This window comes from Paenibacillus sp. Mc5Re-14 (assembly GCF_001049835.1).
GTDB lineage: Bacteria > Bacillota > Bacilli > Paenibacillales > Paenibacillaceae > Paenibacillus > Paenibacillus polymyxa_C.
Genome location: NZ_CVPD01000001.1, coordinates 4,712,903 through 4,734,268 on the forward strand (window position 1 = coordinate 4,712,903; position 21,366 = coordinate 4,734,268).

18 protein-coding genes and 1 other annotated feature are annotated in these 21,366 nt (G+C 44.4%); of the genes, 12 read left to right on the forward strand and 6 right to left on the reverse strand.

The annotated features are described in order from the left end of the window. Nucleotides 1–52: 52 nt before the first annotated feature. Entirely contained in the window at nt 53–589 is a 537-nt protein-coding gene (locus BN1546_RS21365; protein WP_013371884.1) for a type 1 glutamine amidotransferase domain-containing protein, read from the reverse strand. A 337-nt stretch (nt 590–926) separates the two neighbouring features. On the opposite strand from BN1546_RS21365, the gene BN1546_RS21370 reads away from it, so the two are divergent. The 4 genes from BN1546_RS21370 (at nt 927) to BN1546_RS21385 (ending at nt 3,743) form a co-directional block, all read left to right on the forward strand. Then, complete coding sequence (locus tag BN1546_RS21370) at nt 927–1,373, forward strand: hypothetical protein (protein WP_013371883.1); 447 nt, start codon at nt 927–929, stop codon at nt 1,371–1,373. Between the two features lie 101 nt (nt 1,374–1,474). Continuing rightward, a complete protein-coding gene (gene ytxJ, locus BN1546_RS21375; RefSeq protein ID WP_014600036.1) occupies nt 1,475–1,816 on the forward strand; it encodes a bacillithiol system redox-active protein YtxJ in 342 nt (113 codons plus the stop codon). Nucleotides 1,817–1,923: 107 nt separating this feature from the next. Next, on the forward strand, nt 1,924–2,931 hold the full coding sequence (ccpA, locus tag BN1546_RS21380) for a catabolite control protein A (protein WP_013371881.1): 1,008 nt from the start codon (nt 1,924–1,926) through the stop codon (nt 2,929–2,931). A 113-nt stretch (nt 2,932–3,044) separates the two neighbouring features. Continuing rightward, on the forward strand, nt 3,045–3,743 hold the full coding sequence (locus BN1546_RS21385; RefSeq protein WP_013371880.1) for a 5'-methylthioadenosine/adenosylhomocysteine nucleosidase: 699 nt from the start codon (nt 3,045–3,047) through the stop codon (nt 3,741–3,743). A gap of 13 nt (nt 3,744–3,756) precedes the next feature. Here the strand turns inward: BN1546_RS21385 and BN1546_RS21390 are convergent, their stop codons facing one another. Continuing rightward, entirely contained in the window at nt 3,757–4,389 is a 633-nt protein-coding gene (locus tag BN1546_RS21390; RefSeq protein ID WP_064962872.1) for a GNAT family N-acetyltransferase, read from the reverse strand. Nucleotides 4,390–4,636: 247 nt separating this feature from the next. On the opposite strand from BN1546_RS21390, the gene acsA reads away from it, so the two are divergent. Beyond that, nucleotides 4,637–6,352, forward strand: a complete 1,716-nt coding sequence (gene acsA, locus BN1546_RS21395; protein WP_025675459.1) for an acetate--CoA ligase — start codon at nt 4,637–4,639, stop codon at nt 6,350–6,352. Between the two features lie 123 nt (nt 6,353–6,475). Here acsA and BN1546_RS21400 read toward each other — a convergent pair whose 3' ends face one another. After that, a complete protein-coding gene (locus BN1546_RS21400) occupies nt 6,476–9,499 on the reverse strand; it encodes a transglycosylase domain-containing protein (RefSeq protein ID WP_090738796.1) in 3,024 nt (1,007 codons plus the stop codon). A gap of 135 nt (nt 9,500–9,634) precedes the next feature. Next, nucleotides 9,635–9,901: a binding site (T-box leader), on the forward strand. 65 nt (nt 9,902–9,966) lie between these two features. On the opposite strand from BN1546_RS21400, the gene tyrS reads away from it, so the two are divergent. Continuing rightward, entirely contained in the window at nt 9,967–11,220 is a 1,254-nt protein-coding gene (tyrS, locus tag BN1546_RS21405; protein WP_013371875.1) for a tyrosine--tRNA ligase, read from the forward strand. A gap of 197 nt (nt 11,221–11,417) precedes the next feature. Next, nucleotides 11,418–12,284, forward strand: a complete 867-nt coding sequence (locus tag BN1546_RS21410; protein WP_090738797.1) for an AraC family transcriptional regulator — start codon at nt 11,418–11,420, stop codon at nt 12,282–12,284. A gap of 77 nt (nt 12,285–12,361) precedes the next feature. Here BN1546_RS21410 and rpsD read toward each other — a convergent pair whose 3' ends face one another. Continuing rightward, the gene (gene rpsD, locus BN1546_RS21415) at nt 12,362–12,961 is read right to left on the reverse strand and encodes a 30S ribosomal protein S4 (protein WP_013371873.1); all 600 of its coding nucleotides are present in this window, start codon (nt 12,959–12,961) and stop codon (nt 12,362–12,364) included. Nucleotides 12,962–13,396: 435 nt separating this feature from the next. Between rpsD and BN1546_RS21420 the strand changes: the two genes are divergently transcribed. The 4 genes from BN1546_RS21420 to BN1546_RS21435 all read left to right on the forward strand — a co-directional run bounded on the left by BN1546_RS21420 (nt 13,397) and on the right by BN1546_RS21435 (nt 17,899). Then, entirely contained in the window at nt 13,397–15,382 is a 1,986-nt protein-coding gene (locus BN1546_RS21420) for a sensor domain-containing diguanylate cyclase (protein ID WP_090738798.1), read from the forward strand. 169 nt (nt 15,383–15,551) lie between these two features. Beyond that, nucleotides 15,552–16,373 (forward strand): hypothetical protein, encoded by an 822-nt coding sequence (locus BN1546_RS21425; RefSeq protein ID WP_090738799.1) that lies wholly within the window; start codon nt 15,552–15,554, stop codon nt 16,371–16,373. Nucleotides 16,374–16,449: 76 nt separating this feature from the next. Further along, nucleotides 16,450–17,565, forward strand: a complete 1,116-nt coding sequence (locus BN1546_RS21430) for an aminopeptidase (RefSeq protein ID WP_013371870.1) — start codon at nt 16,450–16,452, stop codon at nt 17,563–17,565. A 91-nt stretch (nt 17,566–17,656) separates the two neighbouring features. Then, nucleotides 17,657–17,899, forward strand: a complete 243-nt coding sequence (locus BN1546_RS21435; RefSeq protein ID WP_058829825.1) for an HPr family phosphocarrier protein — start codon at nt 17,657–17,659, stop codon at nt 17,897–17,899. Between the two features lie 134 nt (nt 17,900–18,033). Here BN1546_RS21435 and BN1546_RS21440 read toward each other — a convergent pair. Next, a protein-coding gene (locus BN1546_RS21440) for an IS1182 family transposase (RefSeq protein ID WP_090737972.1) occupies nt 18,034–19,394 on the reverse strand; the annotation gives its coding sequence in 2 pieces (ribosomal slippage) (nt 18,034–18,827 and nt 18,827–19,394; 1,362 coding nt in all). Between the two features lie 233 nt (nt 19,395–19,627). Between BN1546_RS21440 and BN1546_RS21445 the strand changes: the two genes are divergently transcribed. Continuing rightward, the gene (locus BN1546_RS21445) at nt 19,628–19,918 is read left to right on the forward strand and encodes an Fpa/YlaN family protein (RefSeq protein WP_007431028.1); all 291 of its coding nucleotides are present in this window, start codon (nt 19,628–19,630) and stop codon (nt 19,916–19,918) included. Between the two features lie 236 nt (nt 19,919–20,154). Here the strand turns inward: BN1546_RS21445 and cax are convergent, their stop codons facing one another. Continuing rightward, a complete protein-coding gene (gene cax, locus BN1546_RS21450) occupies nt 20,155–21,225 on the reverse strand; it encodes a calcium/proton exchanger (RefSeq protein ID WP_025675467.1) in 1,071 nt (356 codons plus the stop codon). Between the last annotated feature and the right edge of the window lie 141 nt (nt 21,226–21,366).

The following is a 21,366-nucleotide window of genomic DNA, read 5'->3' on the forward strand; positions in this document are numbered from 1 at the left end:
GATATAGCCATAGATAAGGTTACTCAAGTCCTAAATGTGCGGACTACATATCTTATTTCCGAGCGCTATTAGCTAATACATCGCAGAACGCTTTTCCGTAAGGTGGAAGATCGGGCGGTCGACGAGCGGATACAATGTGTCCGTCTGTCACAACAGCTTCATCCTTCCAGATTGCTCCTGCATTTTCCATATCATCACGGATACCTGGTGTGGAGGTGACTGTAACACCATCCAATATTTTAGCAGAAATCAGTACCCAGCCTGCATGGCAGATTTGTCCGATGGGTTTATGTGCGGCATGAAACTCCTGTACGAGTTGAATTACCTTGGGATAGCGGCGCAGTTTATCGGGCGCCCAACCACCTGGGACAAGAATACCGTCATAATCGCTACTATTGAGTTCTTCAAAGGCATATTCTGCTTCAGCAGGTACGCCGTATTTTCCAATATATTTTTTCCCCTTTTCAGCACCGGCTAAATGTACCTCTGCGCCTTCTTCACGAACACGATACACCGGGTACCATAATTCCAGATCCTCGAATTCCTCATCTACGAGGGCAATGACCTTTTTTCCGGTAAGTCTTGACATCTAACCATCCTTTCATGGGTCACATATGACATCTTTGTTTTGTAATCTGTACTTTTACATCTTAAGAAAAAGTAAGCCCGAAGTCCATTCCTTCGCAGATTCTCAGGTTAGGAGTCGCTCTTTTACAACAATCGCCGTCATTTTTTGACCCTCTAATGCCTTGGTAATTTGTACATTGCTGCAATCTGTGGAAGGATTTGAGACCCCAAAGTCGAAATAAAAAAAGGTATGATAGATTTTATAGAGTTAACAAATATTTTATAGACTAGTAGATAGATATATCTGGATGCTGAAGAGATCCTTATATAGTTTGATCCTATGTAATGAGGTGGTAATAGTGCAAAAGCAATGCCAATGCGGTGAACCGATGGGACTGGAATTGCGAAAGGTAATATATGCGAGTAAGGTTGAAATTTTGCATGTTCCTGTATTTTCATGCCCGTCATGCTTTTCCAGTGAGGTTCTGCAACATGTGACGAAGGACATTAAGGAACTTTTACAAAGTCTAGGGAGCAAACCTGCGCCCCGGCGAATATCTTTTGCTCGCAACAATGAACTGGCAGAAATTATTCGCAAGCTTGTACTGGAGGAAGCGGACAATCCCAATGTTGATTGGCAATCTGCTTTGGAGGAGCGAATGGAGCTTCGAATTAATCTCTTGCTGGATCTTTATCGCTATGCGAGAAGCCTAGGAGATGAAGACTGGATGAATGATGTAGAGAAAAGATTGGTTCAATTATCCGGTTTTACCAGTAAATCGGTGTTCACGAATACGAAAAACTAAAAAATATGAAAATTTTCATGGTCACCATTGGATTTTACATGTTCTTTTTGTTACGATGAGAATAGGCCATACGACAAGACACAGAAAGGAATGTATATCCAATGGCGACGATGACGAAAATGACTACTATTCAACAATTAAATACGGCTCTGGAAGCGTCATCAGACAAACCGTTACTCCTCTTTAAGCACAGCACACGTTGTCCGATAAGTGCAGGCGCATACCAGGAAGTGGAGTCTTATTTGGAAGGTGCTCCCGACGAAAATATTGAATACGGTATCATTTATGTAGTAGAAGATCGGCCGGTGTCCAATGCGGCTTCGGACAAGCTTCAGGTGAAACATGAATCGCCGCAAGCCATTTTAGTCAAGGACGGGGAGGCTGTCTGGCATACATCCCATTCGAATATTACAGCCCGTGCGCTCCACGATCATCTCACATAGATAGAATGAGTGCTGTCGTTGCATAAAGTAGTATTTTGTCGTATCATGGTTCTAATTAGTTGATCTAGGATTCGGTTGAAAATTTATTGGCAATGGAGAGAAGGAATGTGACGGTAACGATCTATGATGTAGCTCGCGAAGCTGGGGTCTCAATGGCGACAGTGTCCCGCGTAGTTAACAATAATCCTAATGTAAAACCTCAAACTCGCAAGAAGGTGTACGAAGCGATTGAACAATTGGGATATCGCCCAAATGCGGTAGCTAGAGGTCTGGCCAGCAAGAAGACAACGACTGTTGGCGTTGTTATTCCGGATATATCGAACTCAATTTTTGCAGAAATTGCGCGCGGTATTGAGGATATTGCAAATATGTATCACTATAACATCATTTTATGTAATGCCGACAAACGGAAAGAAAAAGAGATCCGTGTTATCAATACGTTACTTGAAAAGCAAGTCGACGGGCTTCTGTTCATGGGCGGCACAGTAACGGACGAGCATATTCAAGCGTTCCACACAGCTGCTGTCCCTATTGTTCTATGTGCAACGAGTGATGAAAAAGGTAGCTATCCTTCGGTCGATATTGACCATGAAGCCGCTGCTTTCGATGCGGTTAACACATTGATCCGCCATGGACACCGTCAAATCGCAATGATCAGTGGTACGCTTCAAGACCCTGCAAATGGTTATGCACGTTTCCAAGGTTACAAGAGAGCATTGGAAACAGCCGGAATTGATTATCAGGAAGATCTCGTGCGAATCGGGAATTACCGCTATGAATCCGGTGTTGAAGCCATGAAATACTTCCTCGGTCTGAAGAAGAAACCAAGTGCTATTTTTGCCGCTACAGATGAAATGGCAATTGGTGCGATTCATAGCATTCAGGATGAGGGATTGAAAGTACCTGATGATTTTTCGGTCATCAGTGTTGACAATATTCGCATGGCCTCCATGGTTCGTCCTCAGCTGACAACCGTCGCACAACCAATGTACGATTTGGGTGCGGTAGCAATGCGTTTGCTAACCAAGCTGATGAAGAAGGAAAACGTGGAGAACTCTCGCGTTATTTTGCCGCACGAAACTATTTTACGGTTATCAGTTAATTATTTAGACTAGCGACAGTGCTGAATAGGATATATCTTCGATGAAAGCTCCTTTGACGGAGCTTTTTTCGTAGATACATATTCTCTTGTGAAATCATCATCAAACTAAGAAACGAGGGATGCGTAATGAGCCGACTTTATGGATTAATGGGTGCTATGGATGAAGAAATTGAATTGCTGCTCTCGGCGATGACGGAAGCAAGTAAGACGACCAAGGCGGGAATCACATACACTACAGGAATGATTCACGGGCAAAGGGTGGTTGTCTGCAAGTCCGGTGTGGGCAAAGTCAATGCTGCGGTAACAACACAAATCCTGATTGATCATTTTGGCGTAGAACAAATTATATTCACGGGAGTGGCAGGGGCGGTACACCCGGATTTAAACATTGGGGATATTGTCATTTCATCAACATGTATGCAACATGACATGGATGTAACGCCTTTGGGTTATGCCAGAGGGGTCATTCCTTATCAGGACACCTCAGAGTTCGCGGCCGATCCCGAACTTGTCCGTCTGGCTGAACAAGCCTGCAAATCGTTTGGAGATCGATATATTGTCGGAAAAGTACTTTCCGGCGATCAATTTGTCGCAAGCCGTGAGATAGTAACAGCATTGCATCAAGAAATGGACGGTGCTTGTACCGAGATGGAAGGCGCCGCAGTGGCTCAGACAGCTCATATGAATGCTGTGCCTTATGTTGTCCTACGATCTATGTCAGATAAGGCTGATGGATCGGCTCACGTGAATTATGCTGAGTTTACAGTGGAAGCTTCACATCGTTCACACCGTATTGTGGAGTTCATGCTCAAGCATTTGGATTAAGGGTGTAATTTTTTTAATACATGAATCTTCGGACAAACCGGATGCGGTCAAACTGTTCTCGTGATTCGAGGGGCACATCATCTCCCATTCGTACCATCAGACAGTTCGCAGGATGTGAGCATATTTCAGGATCATCCGTGGCGTACCATACCATATTTACGGTTTTCATTAGGCGTTCCATCATGCGGCGGTATTCCCATACGGAAAGACCGCTGCCTTTTAAATCCCAGTGCCAGTAATATTCGGTTGTAAAAATAATATAGGATTCGAGCTGTCCGTCTTCAAAGGCAATCCGAATCATTCGGCTACCTAGGCCCAGTCCGCGATAGTCATCGGCTACCTCGACAGCTCCGAGTTCCAGTAAATCCTTCATGCCAGCTTCCGACCAGCGTTCCATCTCATCAGGATAGTGAAAAGTAACGTATCCCAGAAGGGTTTCTCCGTCATGGGCAATGATAATTCTGCCTTCTGGCAGTTCTGAAATTTCCACCAGCGCCTCGAATTGCTCCTTTGGTTTACGAAAGGCATCCAATTGCGTATGCATTTGAAATGAACGCAATCGATCAGCGGATACCGGTCCTTCTACATGGATGGTTTGTCCGTTGTGATCCAGCGTGTCCAAGTGGTACAATTTTAAATGCTGCATGGGTGCGACCTCCTTGTTTGCCATCAGTAGCTCTTCATATCCCCTACTTATAACAAAAAAACAAATAAATGAAAAGGATGGTCGTCACATCCTTACCTATGATATACTGATTTAGACACGAATTGTTCACAATTAAGTGCTTTTAAATCAAACCACAAATCAAAAGAAATCATTTGCACCATTAATTTTGTAAGCGCTATTTTGTTCTGTGTAATTCTCATTATTCCATTGTGAGGAGGCTGAACGCATGAAGATTGAAGAACTCCAGGCTGTAGTTCCCACATCCAACATGGGCTCTTATGAACAAGCTTACAACAACTTTCAGTGGGAAGATGTAGAACGTCATTTTACGTGGTATGAAACAGGCAAAGTGAATATGGCACATGAAGCGATTGATCGACATGTAGAGGAAGGTCGGGGTGAGAAAGCAGCACTTTTGTATTGTGATGCAAACCGTCATGAAACCTACACTTTTTCTCAGCTTCGTGCCAGCTCGAACAGGTTCGGAAATGTGCTGCGCAAATACGGTATTGGTAAAGGGGAACGGGTGTTTATATTCATGCCGCGTTCACCTGAACTGGTCATTAGTATGCTTGGGGTTTTAAAGGTAGGCGCTGTTGTCGGTCCACTGTTTGAGGCGTTTATGGAAACGGCGGTTAAAGATCGCTTGGAGGATAGCGGGGCGGTGGCATTAGTAACCACACCTGCGCTTCTTTCACGGGTAAAACGTGAGGAGCTTCCTGAGTTGCGTCATATTTTTGTGGTCGGTGATATGGACGAACGGGAGCAGGGAATTATTGATTTCGAAACGGAAATGCTCACATCCTCAGAAGAGCTTGAGCCCGAATGGCTGAGTCGTGAAGATGGATTAATTATTCACTATACATCAGGCTCAACGGGCAAGCCCAAAGGCGTGTATCATGTACAAAATGCAATGATTCAGCATTACTATACGGGTAAAATGGTGCTGGATCTGCGGGAAGATGATGTATATTGGTGTACTGCGGACCCTGGCTGGGTTACGGGAACGTCATATGGCATTTTTGCTCCTTGGCTAAATGGAGCAACAAATGTCATCCGTGGAGGCCGTTTCAGCCCAGAGGACTGGTACCGTACGATTGAACGTCACGAAGTGACGATTTGGTATAGTGCTCCTACGGCGTTTCGGATGTTGATGAGCGCAGGGGAGCAGGTAGTTTCCAACTATGATCTCAGCAGCTTGCGGCATGTATTATCCGTTGGGGAGCCACTGAATCCCGAGGTAGTGAGATGGGGGTGGCAAGTATACACACAGCGTATTCATGATACTTGGTGGATGACGGAAACAGGAGGCCAGTTGATCTGTAATTACCCAGAGCTGCCGATTAAACCAGGTTCGATGGGAAAGCCACTTCCAGGTATTCAAGCTGCTATTTTGGACGACAGAGGCCAGGTGTTGCCTCCTAATAGGATGGGACATTTGGCGATTCGTACACCATGGCCATCCATGATGAACCGTATATGGAACAACCCAAATAAGTTTCAGGAATATTTCCGCTTTCCCGGTTGGTATGTATCCGGTGATTCAGCTTACATGGATGAGGACGGATACTTCTGGTTTCAGGGAAGAATTGATGATGTTATCAACTCCTCCGGAGAGCGCATCGGTCCTTTTGAGGTTGAGAGCAAGCTTCTGGAGCATCCTGCTGTAGCGGAAGCTGGAGTCATTGGGAAACCAGATACTGTTCGAGGAGAGATCATTAAAGCATTTGTCGCCCTGCGTGATGGCTATACCGCGTCGGAAGCGTTACAACAGGACATTTACCGCTTCGTCAAGGAAGGGCTGTCTGCTCATGCTGCTCCGCGTGAAATTGAATTTAAGGAAAAGTTACCCAAAACCCGTTCCGGCAAAATTATGAGACGTGTGCTGAAAGCCTGGGAGCTTAACCTTCCTACAGGTGACCTGTCTACCATTGAGGATTGAATTGATGCATGTTTGCACTAAAAAGGGAGTCTCCATAGCCATTATAGCTATGAAGACTCCCTTTTTTATTAGGATGAACTCATTCATCTCACCCAAAATATTGCTTCTTGTTTTTGTCTTGAACTATGGACGAACGGCTCCAGAAGGAGCCGATTCCCCCATGGTATTCATGGAAGTAACACGGAACCAGCCTTTGGGCTTGCGGCCTGGTTTATACTCAAAGTTGGTGTTTGCGGTAGAGCCTATGTTTTTAAAAGGCTCCGCACCGCTTTCACTGTAATATACGTTATAGCCTGTTATAGCGTCCGCAGGCTTTCCTGCACTCCATTGGAGCACTACGGACGTGCCTGCCGCTTTAGCTTGGGGCTGTTCAGGAGCAGTAGGAACTTCTGTAGGCTGCGCACCTGTTTCATCTCCCTCGCCCGGAACTTCTGGTGACTCAGAATCCGCAGGTGGCACTACAGGTGCTGTGTCTGCTTTGCTGCTTGGTCCAGACTCATGTCCTCCCACATCAACGGCGGTCACATAGTAACTTGCGCTGCTTCCACCAGGGCTGTCGGAGAATACCTTGGAGCCATCAGCCATGACAACCTTGCCAAGCCGCTCGAAGCTGCCTCCATCTGTAGAACGATATAGACGGTAACCTACAACATCACTGTTTCCGCTTGGGCTAAAGCTAATTATGGCCTTGCCGTCGCTATAGCTTACGCTGACGCTAGATGGAGCGTTAGGAGCTGCCCCATCGTCCTTGCGTGGATCAATCTGAGTAGGAGCTTCTTTATCTGCATCTTGAGGCAGATAGTAGGACAACGAATTATGCCGTCTCATCACTGTAAAGGCTTGCTGAAGCTCTTTAATCAATTCTGAGATTGGCTTTTCCCGTTTTCTAACGGTCCGTTCATACAACATATCATCTGGCGTACCATCACGTGGAATGTAATTTACACCCTGATAGGTAATATATTTCGCACGGGTAACGCCATTTTCACTGTTTTTGGGTAAATATTTACTGTTATAAATATCTGAACCATAAGCGGATGCTGTCCGGCTTACAATACCGTCAGGTCTCTTGAAACTATCCGTTTGGAATAACTGAGAATCTTTAGCCGTTACTTCATTCATGATTAGAGCCCATAGACGACGAGCCCGCTCTTTTTGTGCTTTCGTTTCAAGCTTATTGACAGGTTGCTTGTATCCAACCCACACTCCCAGCGTGACGTCAGGTGTAAAGCCCTCGAACCACACATCGGTGTAGGATTGCGTAGTGCCTGTCTTACCGGCAATCGGAATCTTGCCGGATTGATTAAAGTTACGTCTCACCAGTTTGCCTGTGCCTTCCGATACGGCTGTACGTAACATATCCGTCATCAGGTAGGCAGTTTGTGGTGTGAAGGCTTGCACGGGATTAGGCTGATGCTTGTATACAATATTGCCTTGCGAATCCACGATCTTTTCGATCATGTAGGCATCATTAAACACACCGCCATTTGGGATGGCTCCATATGCATTGGTGAGCTCCTCAACGGTTACCCCGTGGGCCAAGCCACCGAGTACACCGGTTTGGGCGTTGTTATCGCTTGGTTCCAAGGTGGTAATACCCAGTTTTTTAGCAAAAGCCCACGCCTTATTGATCCCTACCTTTTCGTTAAACAGCTTGAGTGCTATCGTATTTAGCGATTGATTCAGTGCATAACGCGCTGTGACTAATCCTTGGTAGCGGTTGTTGGAATTTTTCGGGATGTGATATCCATTACTGCCATCCTTCAAAATAATAGGGGCATCATCCACAATCGTGCCAGGCTGTACAAGACCGCTGTCCAAAGCAGGCAGATAAGCAGCAATCGGTTTCATGGCTGAACCCGGCTGGCGTACCATCTGGGTAGCGTAGTTCATTTGCTCTTTTTGGAAGTCACGACCTTCCATCATACCGAGAATGGCGCCGGTTTTATGCTGAATCAGAATGGCTGCCGCTTGCTCGTCACCTTTGGTTTTACTAGTAGCAGAGAAGTTGTCCTTATTTTCTGCAATTTGACGCATAGATTTGTACACGCTCTTATCAATGGTGGTATATACCATATAGCCGCCTGTGCGAAGCTGCTGTTCGGCTTCTTTGAGCAAGTCGTTATCATCCTTGGTTTTGGTATCCGCACTGGCATTAGCCTTTTGACTCGGATTGGTGACAGACATGAGTGCCTGCGCAGCTTGCCGCTCTGTTTCCATCATAAGATATGGATAGGTGTTATAAGCCTTAACAGTGCGTGGTGCGAGAGATTTTTTGATATCAAAAGCCATCGCTTCATCATATTGTGCTTTATTGATTTTGTTCTCCTCCAGCATTCGGCTGAGCACCAGGTGCTGGCGGTTGATCGCTCTTTTAAAACCAGCTTCATTAAATTCGCCTTTACCGTTGTAAGCAGAATAAGAAGAAGGGAGTTGTGGCAAACCTGCCAGATAGGCAGCTTGGGCTACATTAAGCTTGCCCAAATCATTCTCATTAAAAATACCTTTGGCCGCTGCTTTAATACCAAAGACGTTGTAACCGCTTGATCCGTTACCGAAAGGTACCTTATTGAGATAGGCTGTAATTATTTGCTGCTTACTCAGGAAGCGCTCCAGGCGCAGAGATAGTAAAATTTCTTTGACCTTGCGGTCATCCGTACGATCAAGATTTAAAAAGACACGACGTGCAAGCTGCTGGGTAAGAGTACTCCCTCCAGTTTGTACGGATTCATGTAGTGCCTTTTGCTTCACAGCACGCAGCGTTCCCGACAAATCGACACCTTTATGCTCGTAAAAATGGTTATCTTCAATAGCAATGACTGCGTCAATGACGAGCTGAGGAATCTCCTTAAATGTAACAGGTCTTCGATCTTCCTCGGTCCGAAGCTGCCCGATGGGAGAGCCATCATTGAAATAAGCGAAGCCTGTAATTGCATTTTTATCTACTTCCTGTAGAATCGTAGATCTGGAACGCACGGGCTCGTTTTTTACAATAGAAGCAATATAGCCGGCGGCGGTTCCTCCTGCGAATAGTGCTCCCATAAAACCGATGATGACGACCCACTTTATGACACGGCCGAGCCTTCGCATGGTTCTCCGTAAGCGGGAAGGCTTTGGCTCTGATACATTGTTTTTTTCTTCAACCATTAAGTCTTCCTCCTTTATAACAGCCATTATTATAGCATAAAATTACAAAATGAACCCATATGCTAAAAAGCCTGTCTTTTGGTGTCGTTGACTACATAAAAACAGTGTGTTATAAATAGGTCAAAGTAAATATCGTGAAAAGCAGAGAAAGACTTCAGTAGAAGGCGGAATCACGTTGTGCAGAGAGCCGATGGGTGGTGTGAATCGGTAGCGTCCCTCCTTTGAATTACCGTCTGGAGCTGTCTGGATGAATGGAAGGCTTTTGCAGGTTTGCGAAGCTCATCATAGTAATCCGGTACCGGGTGTAGACCCGTTATAGGAATGAAGTGAAAGAAACGTTTGCTTTTGCATACGTTTCTTTAATTAGGGTGGTAACGCGAGCAGCTCCTTCTCGTCCCTTGGGATGAAAGGGGCTTTTTGGTTTGTTAAAATAGTAATTTTTGGATGAAAAATAGGAGGGATTCAGGATGAAGTGGGAAGAATTGAAGCCTGAGCAACAGGCAGAGGTAGAACGACAACTAGAAGTGATACGTCGTGGAGTAGCGGAAATTGTACCTGAGGATGAGCTGAAGCGTAAGGTTGTTAAATCGGTTGTTAGCGGCGAGCCACTCAAAATTAAGCTGGGTCTGGATCCGTCTGCGCCCGACATTCACATCGGACATACGGTTGTTATGCACAAACTGCGTCAGTTCCAGGAATTAGGTCATCAAGTGCAACTGATTATCGGAGATTTTACAGGCAGAATTGGTGATCCGACAGGTAAATCGGAGACCCGCAAGCAACTGACTGAGGAAGATGTACAGCGCAATGCACAAACATACAAGGAACAAATTTTTAAGATTCTCGATCCTGAAAAGACAAAGGTATACTACAATTCTGAATGGTTAGGCCCGATGTCTTTTGCGGATGTGGTAACCCTGTCTGCTAAAGTAACGGTTGCCCGTATGTTGGAGCGGGATGATTTTACAAAAAGATACCAAAACGGCCTGCCGATCAGCATCCATGAGTTCTTTTACCCGCTGATGCAGGGCATGGATTCTGTGGCTCTCCAAAGTGATATAGAATTGGGTGGTACAGATCAGAAGTTTAATCTGCTGATGGGTAGAACGCTGCAAAAAGAATACGGAGTGGAGCCGCAGGCAACTATTACATTACCACTGCTTGAGGGTCTTGATGGCGTTCAGAAGATGAGCAAAAGTTTGGGGAACTACATTGGTGTGGATGAGGAGCCAAACGAAATTTACGGTAAATCAATGTCCGTTCCTGACGAGCTGATGCTGAAATATTTTGAGCTTGCAACGGATATTACCAATGAGGAGCTGGCAGAGCTGGCGAAAGGTGTTAAGGAGGGTTCTGTGCATCCACGTGATGCCAAAATGAAACTGGCCGGAACATTAGTCCGCATGTACCACGGTGAAGAAGCGGCGGAAGCAGCCAAGCAGCATTTTGTGACCGTATTCCAACAACGCGCGCTTCCTGATGATATTGAAGAATTCACCTTGACAGCAGATCAGCTAGAAGAAGGCGGCATTCGTGTGATCCAGTTGCTGACTCATCTAGGCTTTGCAGCATCTAACGGTGAGGCCAAGCGTAGTATTCAGCAGGGTTCGGTTAAAATTAATGAAGAGAAGTGGACCGATGTGAACGAAGCATACAAGCCGCAAGAAGGCGACATTGTACAGGTAGGTAAACGGAAATTTGCTAAAATCAAGCTCGGATAATTAAAATACATTCACTAGCAGCGTTGAGATTGATTTTACATCTCAGTGCTGCTTTTTTTTATTTCTGCCAAATGAAAAGCCGTGGTAAACTTAGCACAAATAATCAAACAAGTAGGTAAAGAGTTATACATAATGAATACGTGGGTTACCCAATGTGGATGTAGGCTAGATAAATTACAAGTGCGGGGAAGGATTATATGGACTACTTTAAACGAATTCAGTGTGCGATTGAGTTTATTGAATTGAATCTCCGGGAGGATTTAAAAATTGCCGAGGTTGCTTCACAGGCATACTTTTCAGCATTTCATTTCCAGCGGGTTTTTCAGGCCATTTCGGGTTTTACAGTTCAACAATATATAAGAAGGAGAAGATTGTCCGAGGCGGCTAAACGGCTAAAGCAATCCAATCTAAAGGTATTGGACATTGCTATTGAGTATCAGTACAACTCGCAAGAAGCTTTTACTCGCGCATTTGAAAAAAGTTTTGGGATCACCCCTGGGAAATATCGTAACTGTGATATTGAGCTTTCTGGTCAAAGCAAAATCAATTTTCTGGATTACCAAAAAAACGCAACGGAGGAATTAGAGGTGAACAAGCCTGTGATATTGCAACTCGAAACGACCAAAATTGTAGGATATGAATATAAAACAAATCTGAATAATGAGCAGCACTATAAAGAAATCCCAGGATTTTATGAACACTTTGGCGCACATGAATATTTTATGTGTATTCCGAATAAAATCGCTCCGGGAATGTCATATGGGATTGCCTGTCGATTTGAAGATAACGGTGCATTTTCATTTGTGGTGGGTGAGGAAGTTGAAAAAGAATCAAAAGAACTGGCAGAGGGTTTCATATATATGGAGATTCCAGCAGGCAAGTATGCTGAGTTTGACGCTTCAGGTTCAAATGGACGAGTTCAGAATATACGAAATTTTATCTATGGCACATGGCTTCCTAATTCTAATTTTGAACGGAGGGAGGGGCCTGATTTTGAAATTACGGACGTGATGAATTCCTATCCTGAACATTTGAATATGAAAGTGTACATCCCCATTGAATAAAAATCTCAGGCTTAATATGTGGGGAATATAAAAAGCACCCGAATGAATTCGGGTGCTTTTTGGTGCTAATGCAAGGATTAGCGGTTGTAGAACTCGACGATTTGTTTTTCATCGATATCTTGGGACAATTCAGCACGCTCAGGCAAACGAATGTATTTACCTTCCAGAGCTGCGTCATTGTACTCCAGGTAAGCTACCAAGTGGTTACGGTTTTCCAAAGCTTCTTTGATGGAAGACAGGGAACGACTTCTTTCACGAAGACCGATCACGTCGCCAGGGCTTACTTGGTAAGAAGCGATGTCAACTTTTTTACCGTTCACAGTAACGTGACCATGAGCTACCAATTGACGTGCGCCTGCACGGGAATTAGCAAAGCCAAGACGGAATACAAGGTTGTCCAGGCGGCTTTCCAGCAAGAACATAAAGTTTTCACCAGCGATACCGTGCATGTGTTGAGCTTTGTTGAACAGGGTACGGAATTGTTTTTCACCCAAACCGTACATGTGGCGCAGCTTTTGTTTTTCTTGAAGCTGCATACCGTAGTTACTGATTTTTCTCCGTTGGTTTGCACCATGTTGTCCCGGAGGGAAAGGGCGTTTCAATTCTTTACCTGTGCCGCTCAGGGAAATACCGAGACGACGGCTCAATTTAAATTTAGGACCAGTGTAACGTGCCATTATAGAGTTAACTCCTTCATAATTAAAATTTGAGTTGGGGCTCTCTTTGCGCTCCAATTTGTTCGGCGCTACCTAGAAGGTGAGACGCACTACTGACAGAAAAGTTCAGCCGCTGTCCTGTCAGCAACAAATAAGATGAGGGTGACACAAACTGTTACGCCCAAAATTTAAGATCCGCACAGTAGATAGTTCTGCCGTACAGTCTTTTTCAATAATATATATTATATGTTATAGTGGGTCAATGTCAAGTAGAGAAAAAGAATGAAAACGTCAAAATTTGTCGATAGGGCTTAAGAACTAAAAAGGTGGGACGAATTTCTGAAAAATGGATGCAAATTTCTAAAGTTGAGAGTAAAATAGATCATATTATGAGCTATAGTGGTGTATAGCCGCTGTCTTGGTACAGCTAATTTTGCTGTGAAGGAGCGCCTTAATATGTCGGAATTTTCAACAACGGATCAGCAAACGCTTGACAGTAAAACAGTGCAGGCTAGCGGTGCTCCGCTGTTTGATGATAAAGGATATACGTCTTTTGCCTGGCTCCAGAACATGGATATGACACCCTATGATTACCCCTATATTAATCAGCTTCTCGTCCAAGGATATCGGTATTGGTTACAGCAGAGCAATGGTATATCCTGGATCAGTGAAGAGTATACTGCTGTCTTTAATTTTACAGGTGTTCGGGTTGCTGGTAGGGAAGAGGATGATGACGAGGATTTAGAGTTGGTCGAGCGTTGTTGCATATCTAGAGAGATGGAAGTGAGCCAGCGTAAACTTCGAGATGGGAGCCTTGCATTTGTATACATGGTTCCCATACTATGCCGCAATTACAAGAGAGAGCCTTTCGCCGCTCTTCGTTTTACACGGCCTGCTCAACATTTTGTCTCGAATCAGGACGCATTGTTAGTGGCTTCTTTGCATTTTAGATCCTGCTTTTACTCGAAGTTTGAGTATATATTTATGGAAGATATCCTAGGGATGCAGAATCGGAGTGAACGTGAAGGCAGACGCCGCTCTATTTTATTTCAGATTGTAAAACGGATGCATGACAAGATTGATGTGGAAGGCGTGCTGGATGAAGTATTTGGAAGTATCGCCTATTTGTTTCCCCATGTGGATATCACGTTGTATATGAGTCAGGATCGGCACAGTCGAAATCCTCAGGTCAAGCCTTTGTTGCTACATGAACGGGACGAGGATGTATGTGTCCGTGCATTTATGAAAGGGCAAATGGCTGTGAATGAGCCTGCCGGTCCACAAGATGAAATAACTGAAATCGGTATCCCGTTACGTGGCAAACAGGGCGTATATGGTGTTTTCCATATGATTCTTCCGGCAGGTGCGGATAGTATGGAAAAAGTGGACGTAGAGCTGATTGCGATGATGGCAGATACAGCTGGCACCGCATTTGAAAATGCGAAGCTGCTGGAGCAATCGAATGTACTTATTCATGAATTACGGCTCATTAATGAGTTGGTTCAGCGTTTGAATCAGAGCCTGAAATTAAATGAAATATTTGAGTTTGCCGTGCAGGAATTATTAAAAATGTTCATGGCCGACTTTTGTTGTATTGTGCAGCTGGATCAGGAGGGAAGTTGTTTTAGGGTGATGTCAAGCAATGTGGAAAGTTTAAAGCTGGAGAGTTACCCTCGTGAAGGTGGATTTGCTGGACTGATATGCAAAACGGGAGAACCCGTGATTGTGTCTGACTATAGAAAGGATGGGAAGATATCCTCTCGGTTTATGGATACGACGGACTCTCAGTCTTTGATGGCTGTGCCTATGAAGAACAGGGGGACTCCTAGAGGGGTTATATTATTGTCGAGCAAGCTTCCACATTTTTTTTCTTACGATAATTACAAGATGCTGCAAATGCTAGCTCCTCATATCGGACTGGCCGTAACCAATGCTATGCTACATGCCGAGGTGCGGCGTCTGGCTAATATGGACATGTTAACAGGTTTATATGTACGTCATTATGTAGACCGAATTATTCAGGAGCATCAGGAAAAGGATTTCTGTGGCTCTCTTATTTTGGTTGATATTGATCAATTCAAGCAGGTGAATGATACGTATGGGCACCAGACGGGTGACGAAATTCTGAAAAGCGTCAGCAATATTGTTCGCTCGGCGACTCGTGATGAGGATGTATGTGCCAGATGGGGCGGAGAGGAGCTTGCCATTTATTTGCCGCAGCTGGGGGTTCAACAGGCACTGGGATATGCAGAAAAAATACGTAGCCGTGTGCAGCATGAAACTAATCCTCAGGTGACTGTTTCTTGCGGGATTGCCGAATGGAACTGGCTGGACGAGCAAATCAGCATCGAATCTTTATTTTATAGGGCTGATATGGCCTTGTATGAAGCGAAAAATGAAGGACGTAATCGTATAGTTATTGATCATGTAGGCGATATGTAGAGAATATTCCTTAAGGAATGTTCTCTTTTTGTTTTGCATAACCGATTGTAGACAGGTAATCCTAAGCATAGCTATAACCTGGATGTTCTGAAACAGAATTTTTATCATGATTTATAGTCATGTTTAGGATAGGACGGATGATGGTATGCATTGGAGAAAGCAATGGGTAATGCGGGGCTGTGTGTTTCTGATTATATGTGTGTTAAGCGGTTGTGCACTGGATCGGCAATATACTCCTGAGCAGATTTTTAGAAGAGCTGTTGCAGGAATGGCTGGCAGAGAGAGGATAACGTTTATCGGACAGACTAGAATCAGAACTGACGGCCTGCCTACGACTAAACAGTTTGAATATCGCGGGAAGCTAAAAAATCACGATGAACTGATCATGCACTGGGGATCTGCAGAGGCTTTGCGTAAGCAAGGCGACTATGTAGCACTGAAAGAAGATAAGTTTGAGCCTGGTGTTACACATGAACGGTTTCTTCGTCAAAATGGAAAATGGATTGCGCTGACATCTGGGGATACTTCTATGGTTCAAAATGGCATGTTAAATCGCTTCAATCCGATTCAGGAGCTTGAGGAATTAAACACACTGAATAAGAGCATTCGTATGGAAAAGGGAGCTGCCCGGGGAACTTGGGTGGTGAGGATTGAACCAGAACCTGCCTCGGCAAAGCGTTGGTTGAAAGAACGTTTAATGGAAGAAATGAATACGTTAAATCCTCAAATCAGGATTTTAAAAACGCAGCAAACAGAAACGAACCAAGAGCTGCAACAAAAGCTAAGCCAAGTATGGAAGGAAAGTTGTGAGGATATGAACAACCAGCTGGAGCACTCCGATGTGCGGACTGTGTACCATTTAACTATAGATCGCCAAACGGGTTTGCCCTTAAAGCTGTCATCGGAATGCCGAGTTTCCCGACAGGTTGCGAATGAAGAGCTGCACCAAGAGGCTCTGATAACCAGGGTTGCTTTTGAGGACTACAAGTAACGGAGCGGGCATGATACAATGGAATTTGAATTAACCGTTGTTCAAAAAGAGCGAAATAAAGAAGGAGAGACACTACATGAAAGATCCTAGAATACTTAAGCTGGCGGAAAATCTGGTAGGTTATTCTGTTGAAGTGCAGCCTGGAGAAAATGTATTGATTGAAATGATTGGTACAGAGCGTGACTTGCTTAACGCCATCATTCATGAAGTTGGTAAAAAAGGCGGAAATGTTTTTGTTCAGCTTACAGATCGTAAGGTGCAGAGCGCTATGCTTCGTAATGCGACAAAGGAAATGCTGGAAACTTGGGCTGAAATTGACCTCAACCGGATGAAACAAATGCACTGTTACATCGGAATTCGTGCAGGCGAAAATGTAAATGATCTGTCAGATGTACCGGAAGATAAAATGAAAATGTATAATTCCATTTATCAGCATGCGGTACATAGCGAACAACGAGTGAAACACACCAAATGGGTAGTGCTGCGTTATCCGAATGACAGCATGGCTCAATTGGCCAATATTAGCACTGAAGCATTCGAAGATTTTTATTTCGATGTATGTAACCTGGATTACGCGAAAATGGACAAGGCTCAAGATGCATTGGCAGACCTGATGAACCGGACAGACAAAGTACGGATCAGCGGTCCAGGTACTGATCTGAGCTTCTCTATCAAGCAAATCGGAGCCATTAAGTGTTCGGGTCAATGCAATATTCCGGATGGCGAAGTATATAGCGCGCCTGTACGTGATTCAGTTAACGGAACCATTAGCTATAATGCACAAACCCTGTATAATGGAATTACCTTTGAGAATGTTAAATTCCGTTTTGAAAATGGTAAAATCGTGGAAGCGACAAGCAACGATACCAAGCGGTTAAATGATATTCTCGATTCCGATGAGGGAGCACGCTATATTGGCGAGTTTGCCATTGGGTTTAACCCACACATTTTACACCCAATGAAGGATATTCTGTTTGACGAGAAGATTGCTGGTAGCTTGCATTTTACACCAGGTCAAGCTTATGAAACGGCGGATAACGGTAACCGTTCTTCGATTCATTGGGATTTGGTATTGATTCAGCGTCCGGAATATGGTGGCGGTGAAATTTATTTTGATGATGTTTTAATCCGTAAGGACGGTATTTTTGTGCTGCCTGAGCTGGAGCCGTTAAATCCTGAAAACTTGAAATAACGATATCTGTTCTTGCTGAGAAAGCGATTTCAATGTATCATAATGAATGAGCATTGATATATGAAAATCCAGTAAAGCGAGGGATCTCACTATGTCCAACAATAATGCGGCGGTTGTTGAAATTGCACAGACGGCGAGCAAATTCACTTCTTCCATCGTCCTTCATTCCGAAAATAAGTATATTGATGTGAAAAGTATACTGGGCTTGTTTACGACCTTGGTCAGCAGTCACAGTTATGAGCTACATGTTCACGGGCCTGACGCCGAGGAAGCCCAAAAAGCGATTATTGAGGTGTTCCAGAAGCACGGGCTGCACATTTCAGTAGCCACCTAACTTATTGAGGAAGCAAAAGCATCCCTACCTGTAACTGTAGGGATGCTCAGATTGTCGAGAAACCCTGTCTTTGGAGACGAGGGTTTCTTTTTCTTTACATAATAATGGGTCTGGCACCTGGGGAAAACGGGGGATTACCCCTGTTTCGCCAGGCGATCCAGGTGAATCGCCATCTTCTTCATGTTCTGCACGGCTGCCGTCATGAGGGCTTGTTCCCTGACGTTCGGAAGTCCGCGCAAACGGCAATAGCGAAACCCATGGAGCTCTTTAGCATCCGCGAAGCTTCGCTCAATCGTCTCTTTTCGTTTGCGGTACAGCCGTTTTCCAGATGGGCTCAGCCGGTTATTCCGTACCCATTCTTTGCTGTCTTCCCAGACATGGCGAGTCACCACTTTACGGTGATTCTGAGACTGGGTACACTGGCTCAGTAACGGGCAGTGCTGGCACTGAGCTGGATCGGACGCGTACTGTCTGTATCCCTTTCGGTCCGTCGTTCGGTAGGGCAGTTCCTGTTGGGCTGGGCATCTATACACATTGCGTTTGGCATCGTATTCAAACTTCCATTTCGGAAACAGTCCTTGTCTGGGATGGAATCTTCGGTGAGCAATCACGGCAAAAATCTTTCGGTTTTGCAAACCTCGGCAAATCGGCGTCGTTAAATAACCTGAATCTAGTGCAACAGCTTCTACTTGAAAACCAAAACGTTCTCTTTGGCGATCCAAACGGAACAAATAGGGGACGGAATCATGTACATTCCCCGGTGTCACATGCACGTCCGTAATCACATTGTACTTCGTATCCACCGTACGGTGGTCCAGATAAAAGAAGCCTTCGGGCTTGCCATCACGGATCATATAGCCGCTGTCTGGGTCTGTTTTGCTTACTTTAATCTCTTTCTCTTCGTTCACTTCCTCTCGGGATTTTAAGGCTTTTTTCCGTGGTTTTTCCGGTCCTCTTTCACCGCTTCGTTCAGCTCGTCCATATAGTCTTTGGTATTCTGTAATACTTGTTCTTTGGTGTACTGGTGTCTGTTAGCATTGGCTTTGACGTGTGTGGAATCGGTGACGAGAACACGTCCGCTCACCATTCGGTGAGAGATCGCCTGCAGCACAATTTCATCGAAGATATCTTGAAAGATCGTGGTGTTTTTAAAGCGGGTGCGACGATTCCAGCTTATGGTGGTGTGGTCCGGAACCTTATCCGTTAAGCCCAGCCCCAGGAACCAGCGATAAGCCAGGTTCGTCTGAATTTCTCGCTCGAGTTGTCGTTCCGATCGAATGCCGTAGAAATAACCGAGGAAGATCATTTTAAACAACACGGTAGGATCAATGGCAGGACGCCCGTTGTCTGTACAATACAGTGGTCGAACTTTATCATCGATAAACGAAAAATCGATATACTTATCTACTTTGCGGAGCAAGTGATCTTGAGGAACCAGATCTTCGATGGAAACAAATTCGTAGGATTGTTGTTTTTCGCGGTTGGAACGTAGCATATCAACACCATCCGTTCTACAATAGTCACCTATATTATACAACATTAACGCGGTGCCGTCTTAAACAAAATAAACATAAAATAGGCTGTCGAGACTTTCTCGACAGCCTGAGCATCCCTACCTGTAACTGTAGGGATGCTTTTTTTGTCAGGTTCTTGTATTAGCCTGCAATTTGGTCTAATATTAAGGTTAGGACGTCTTGTGCGACATTGAGACATAGGGGGGAAGAATCCATGACTTCATCTGATTTGCAGGAACAATTGAATATCAAGGCCATTAATCTGCTTCAGGAAGATGCAGATAAAATAAAGAAGCTTATTGAAGTACAGATGGAGAATCTGGCAACCCGTTATTGCCCTCTCTATGAGGAAGTGCTGGATACTCAGATGTACGGATTTTCCAAGGAAGTGGATTTTGCGGTTCGCGCCGGACTTCTTCCGGAAATGGTAGGTAAACAGCTGGTCAGTGAGCTGGAACGCAATCTGGCTATTCTATATGAGGCCATGAATAATAAGGCTAATTAGGAAGACGGTTGAATTGATGAGAGCATGCGAAGTTTGAGAGCATGCTTTTTTTGATGCCATTTTTTAAAAAGAGGATGAGAGGTTGCTTTTTAGCGTTCACCTTTGCCCTTGAATTTTAACAGCTTACAGGATTATATTGTCTTAAAAATTCAAGGGCAATAGTGATCAGATGTTTAAATGAAATGCGAAGCAGTCACTACAATTTAAATTAACATTTTAAATTAAAACTTTGGAAGCTACACAAGAAAGAAGGATACACCTAACAATACATACACTACCAGCAGCATAAGTCCCTCATACCAGTTGGTTGATCCGTCCTGGGTGATGGATTTGGCGATAAATACAGCGACGGCAATGGCTACCAATTCAATGGTTGTGAAAACAATATTCATCGTGTTTCCCATAAAGTAACTGACAAAAATCAGCACAGGGGCAACGAATAGGGCAATTTGCAAACTGCTGCCGACAGCAATTTCAACAGATGCACCGATTTTGTTCTTCATAGCCAGTAAAATGGCAGCGCTATGTTCGGCCGCATTACCAATAATAGCGACAAGAAATGCACCCACGAACAATTCGCTGAGTCCAAATTGAGTCGTAAATACTTCCAGTGTACCTACCAGCCATTCGCTGACAAAAGCGACCATAACGGTAGCGAGTACCAAATAGGCAATGGATTTATTTCTAGACCATACAGGGGCATGCTCATGCGGCAATTCTTCATCTTTTTGTTCGGTCACGTCAGCTAAATAGTCCTTATGCGTAATCATAGAAAAAATAAGCCAAGCAATATACGCGACAATAAGCGTGCCTGCAACGATAAGACTGAGTGTATCTGACTCGCTATCCGTGATCACATGCGTGTTCAGAAAGACAGCTGGAACGAACAAGGCAATAACAGCCACAATCATCAGGGAGCCACTTAATCCAGCCAGCGATATATTGAAATTTTGTACTTTATATTTCAAACCGCCAGCAAACAGACTCGCTCCGAGCACCAGCAGCAGATTGCCGATGATCGAACCGGTAAGACTGGCCTTTACCATATCGTAAAGACCTTCTTTGACGAGAAAAATGGCGATGATCAGTTCGGCTGCGTTACCAAAGGTGGCATTTAAGAATCCACCTAAACGTTGACCAGCATAATGAGCAACACTTTCAGTCGCTCTACCGAGAAAACCGGCTACGAATACAACAGAAATCGCACAAATAACAAATTGGGCTATGGCATTCCAATGTGTGTAATGAGCGACTGCACTAAGAGCAAATGTCGCTAGGAGCAAAGCGGGAGATAACCATTTTTTCAATGAAGAGCACCTCGATATCAATAGTTGTGTACAAGTTTGGTGAATACTGTCACTTGTATGGATTTTCTAAATTAATATACCCAAAATGATATAGGTTGTAAACGAACGATGTTTTTATACGTAAGGTTTGCATTTGGAGTG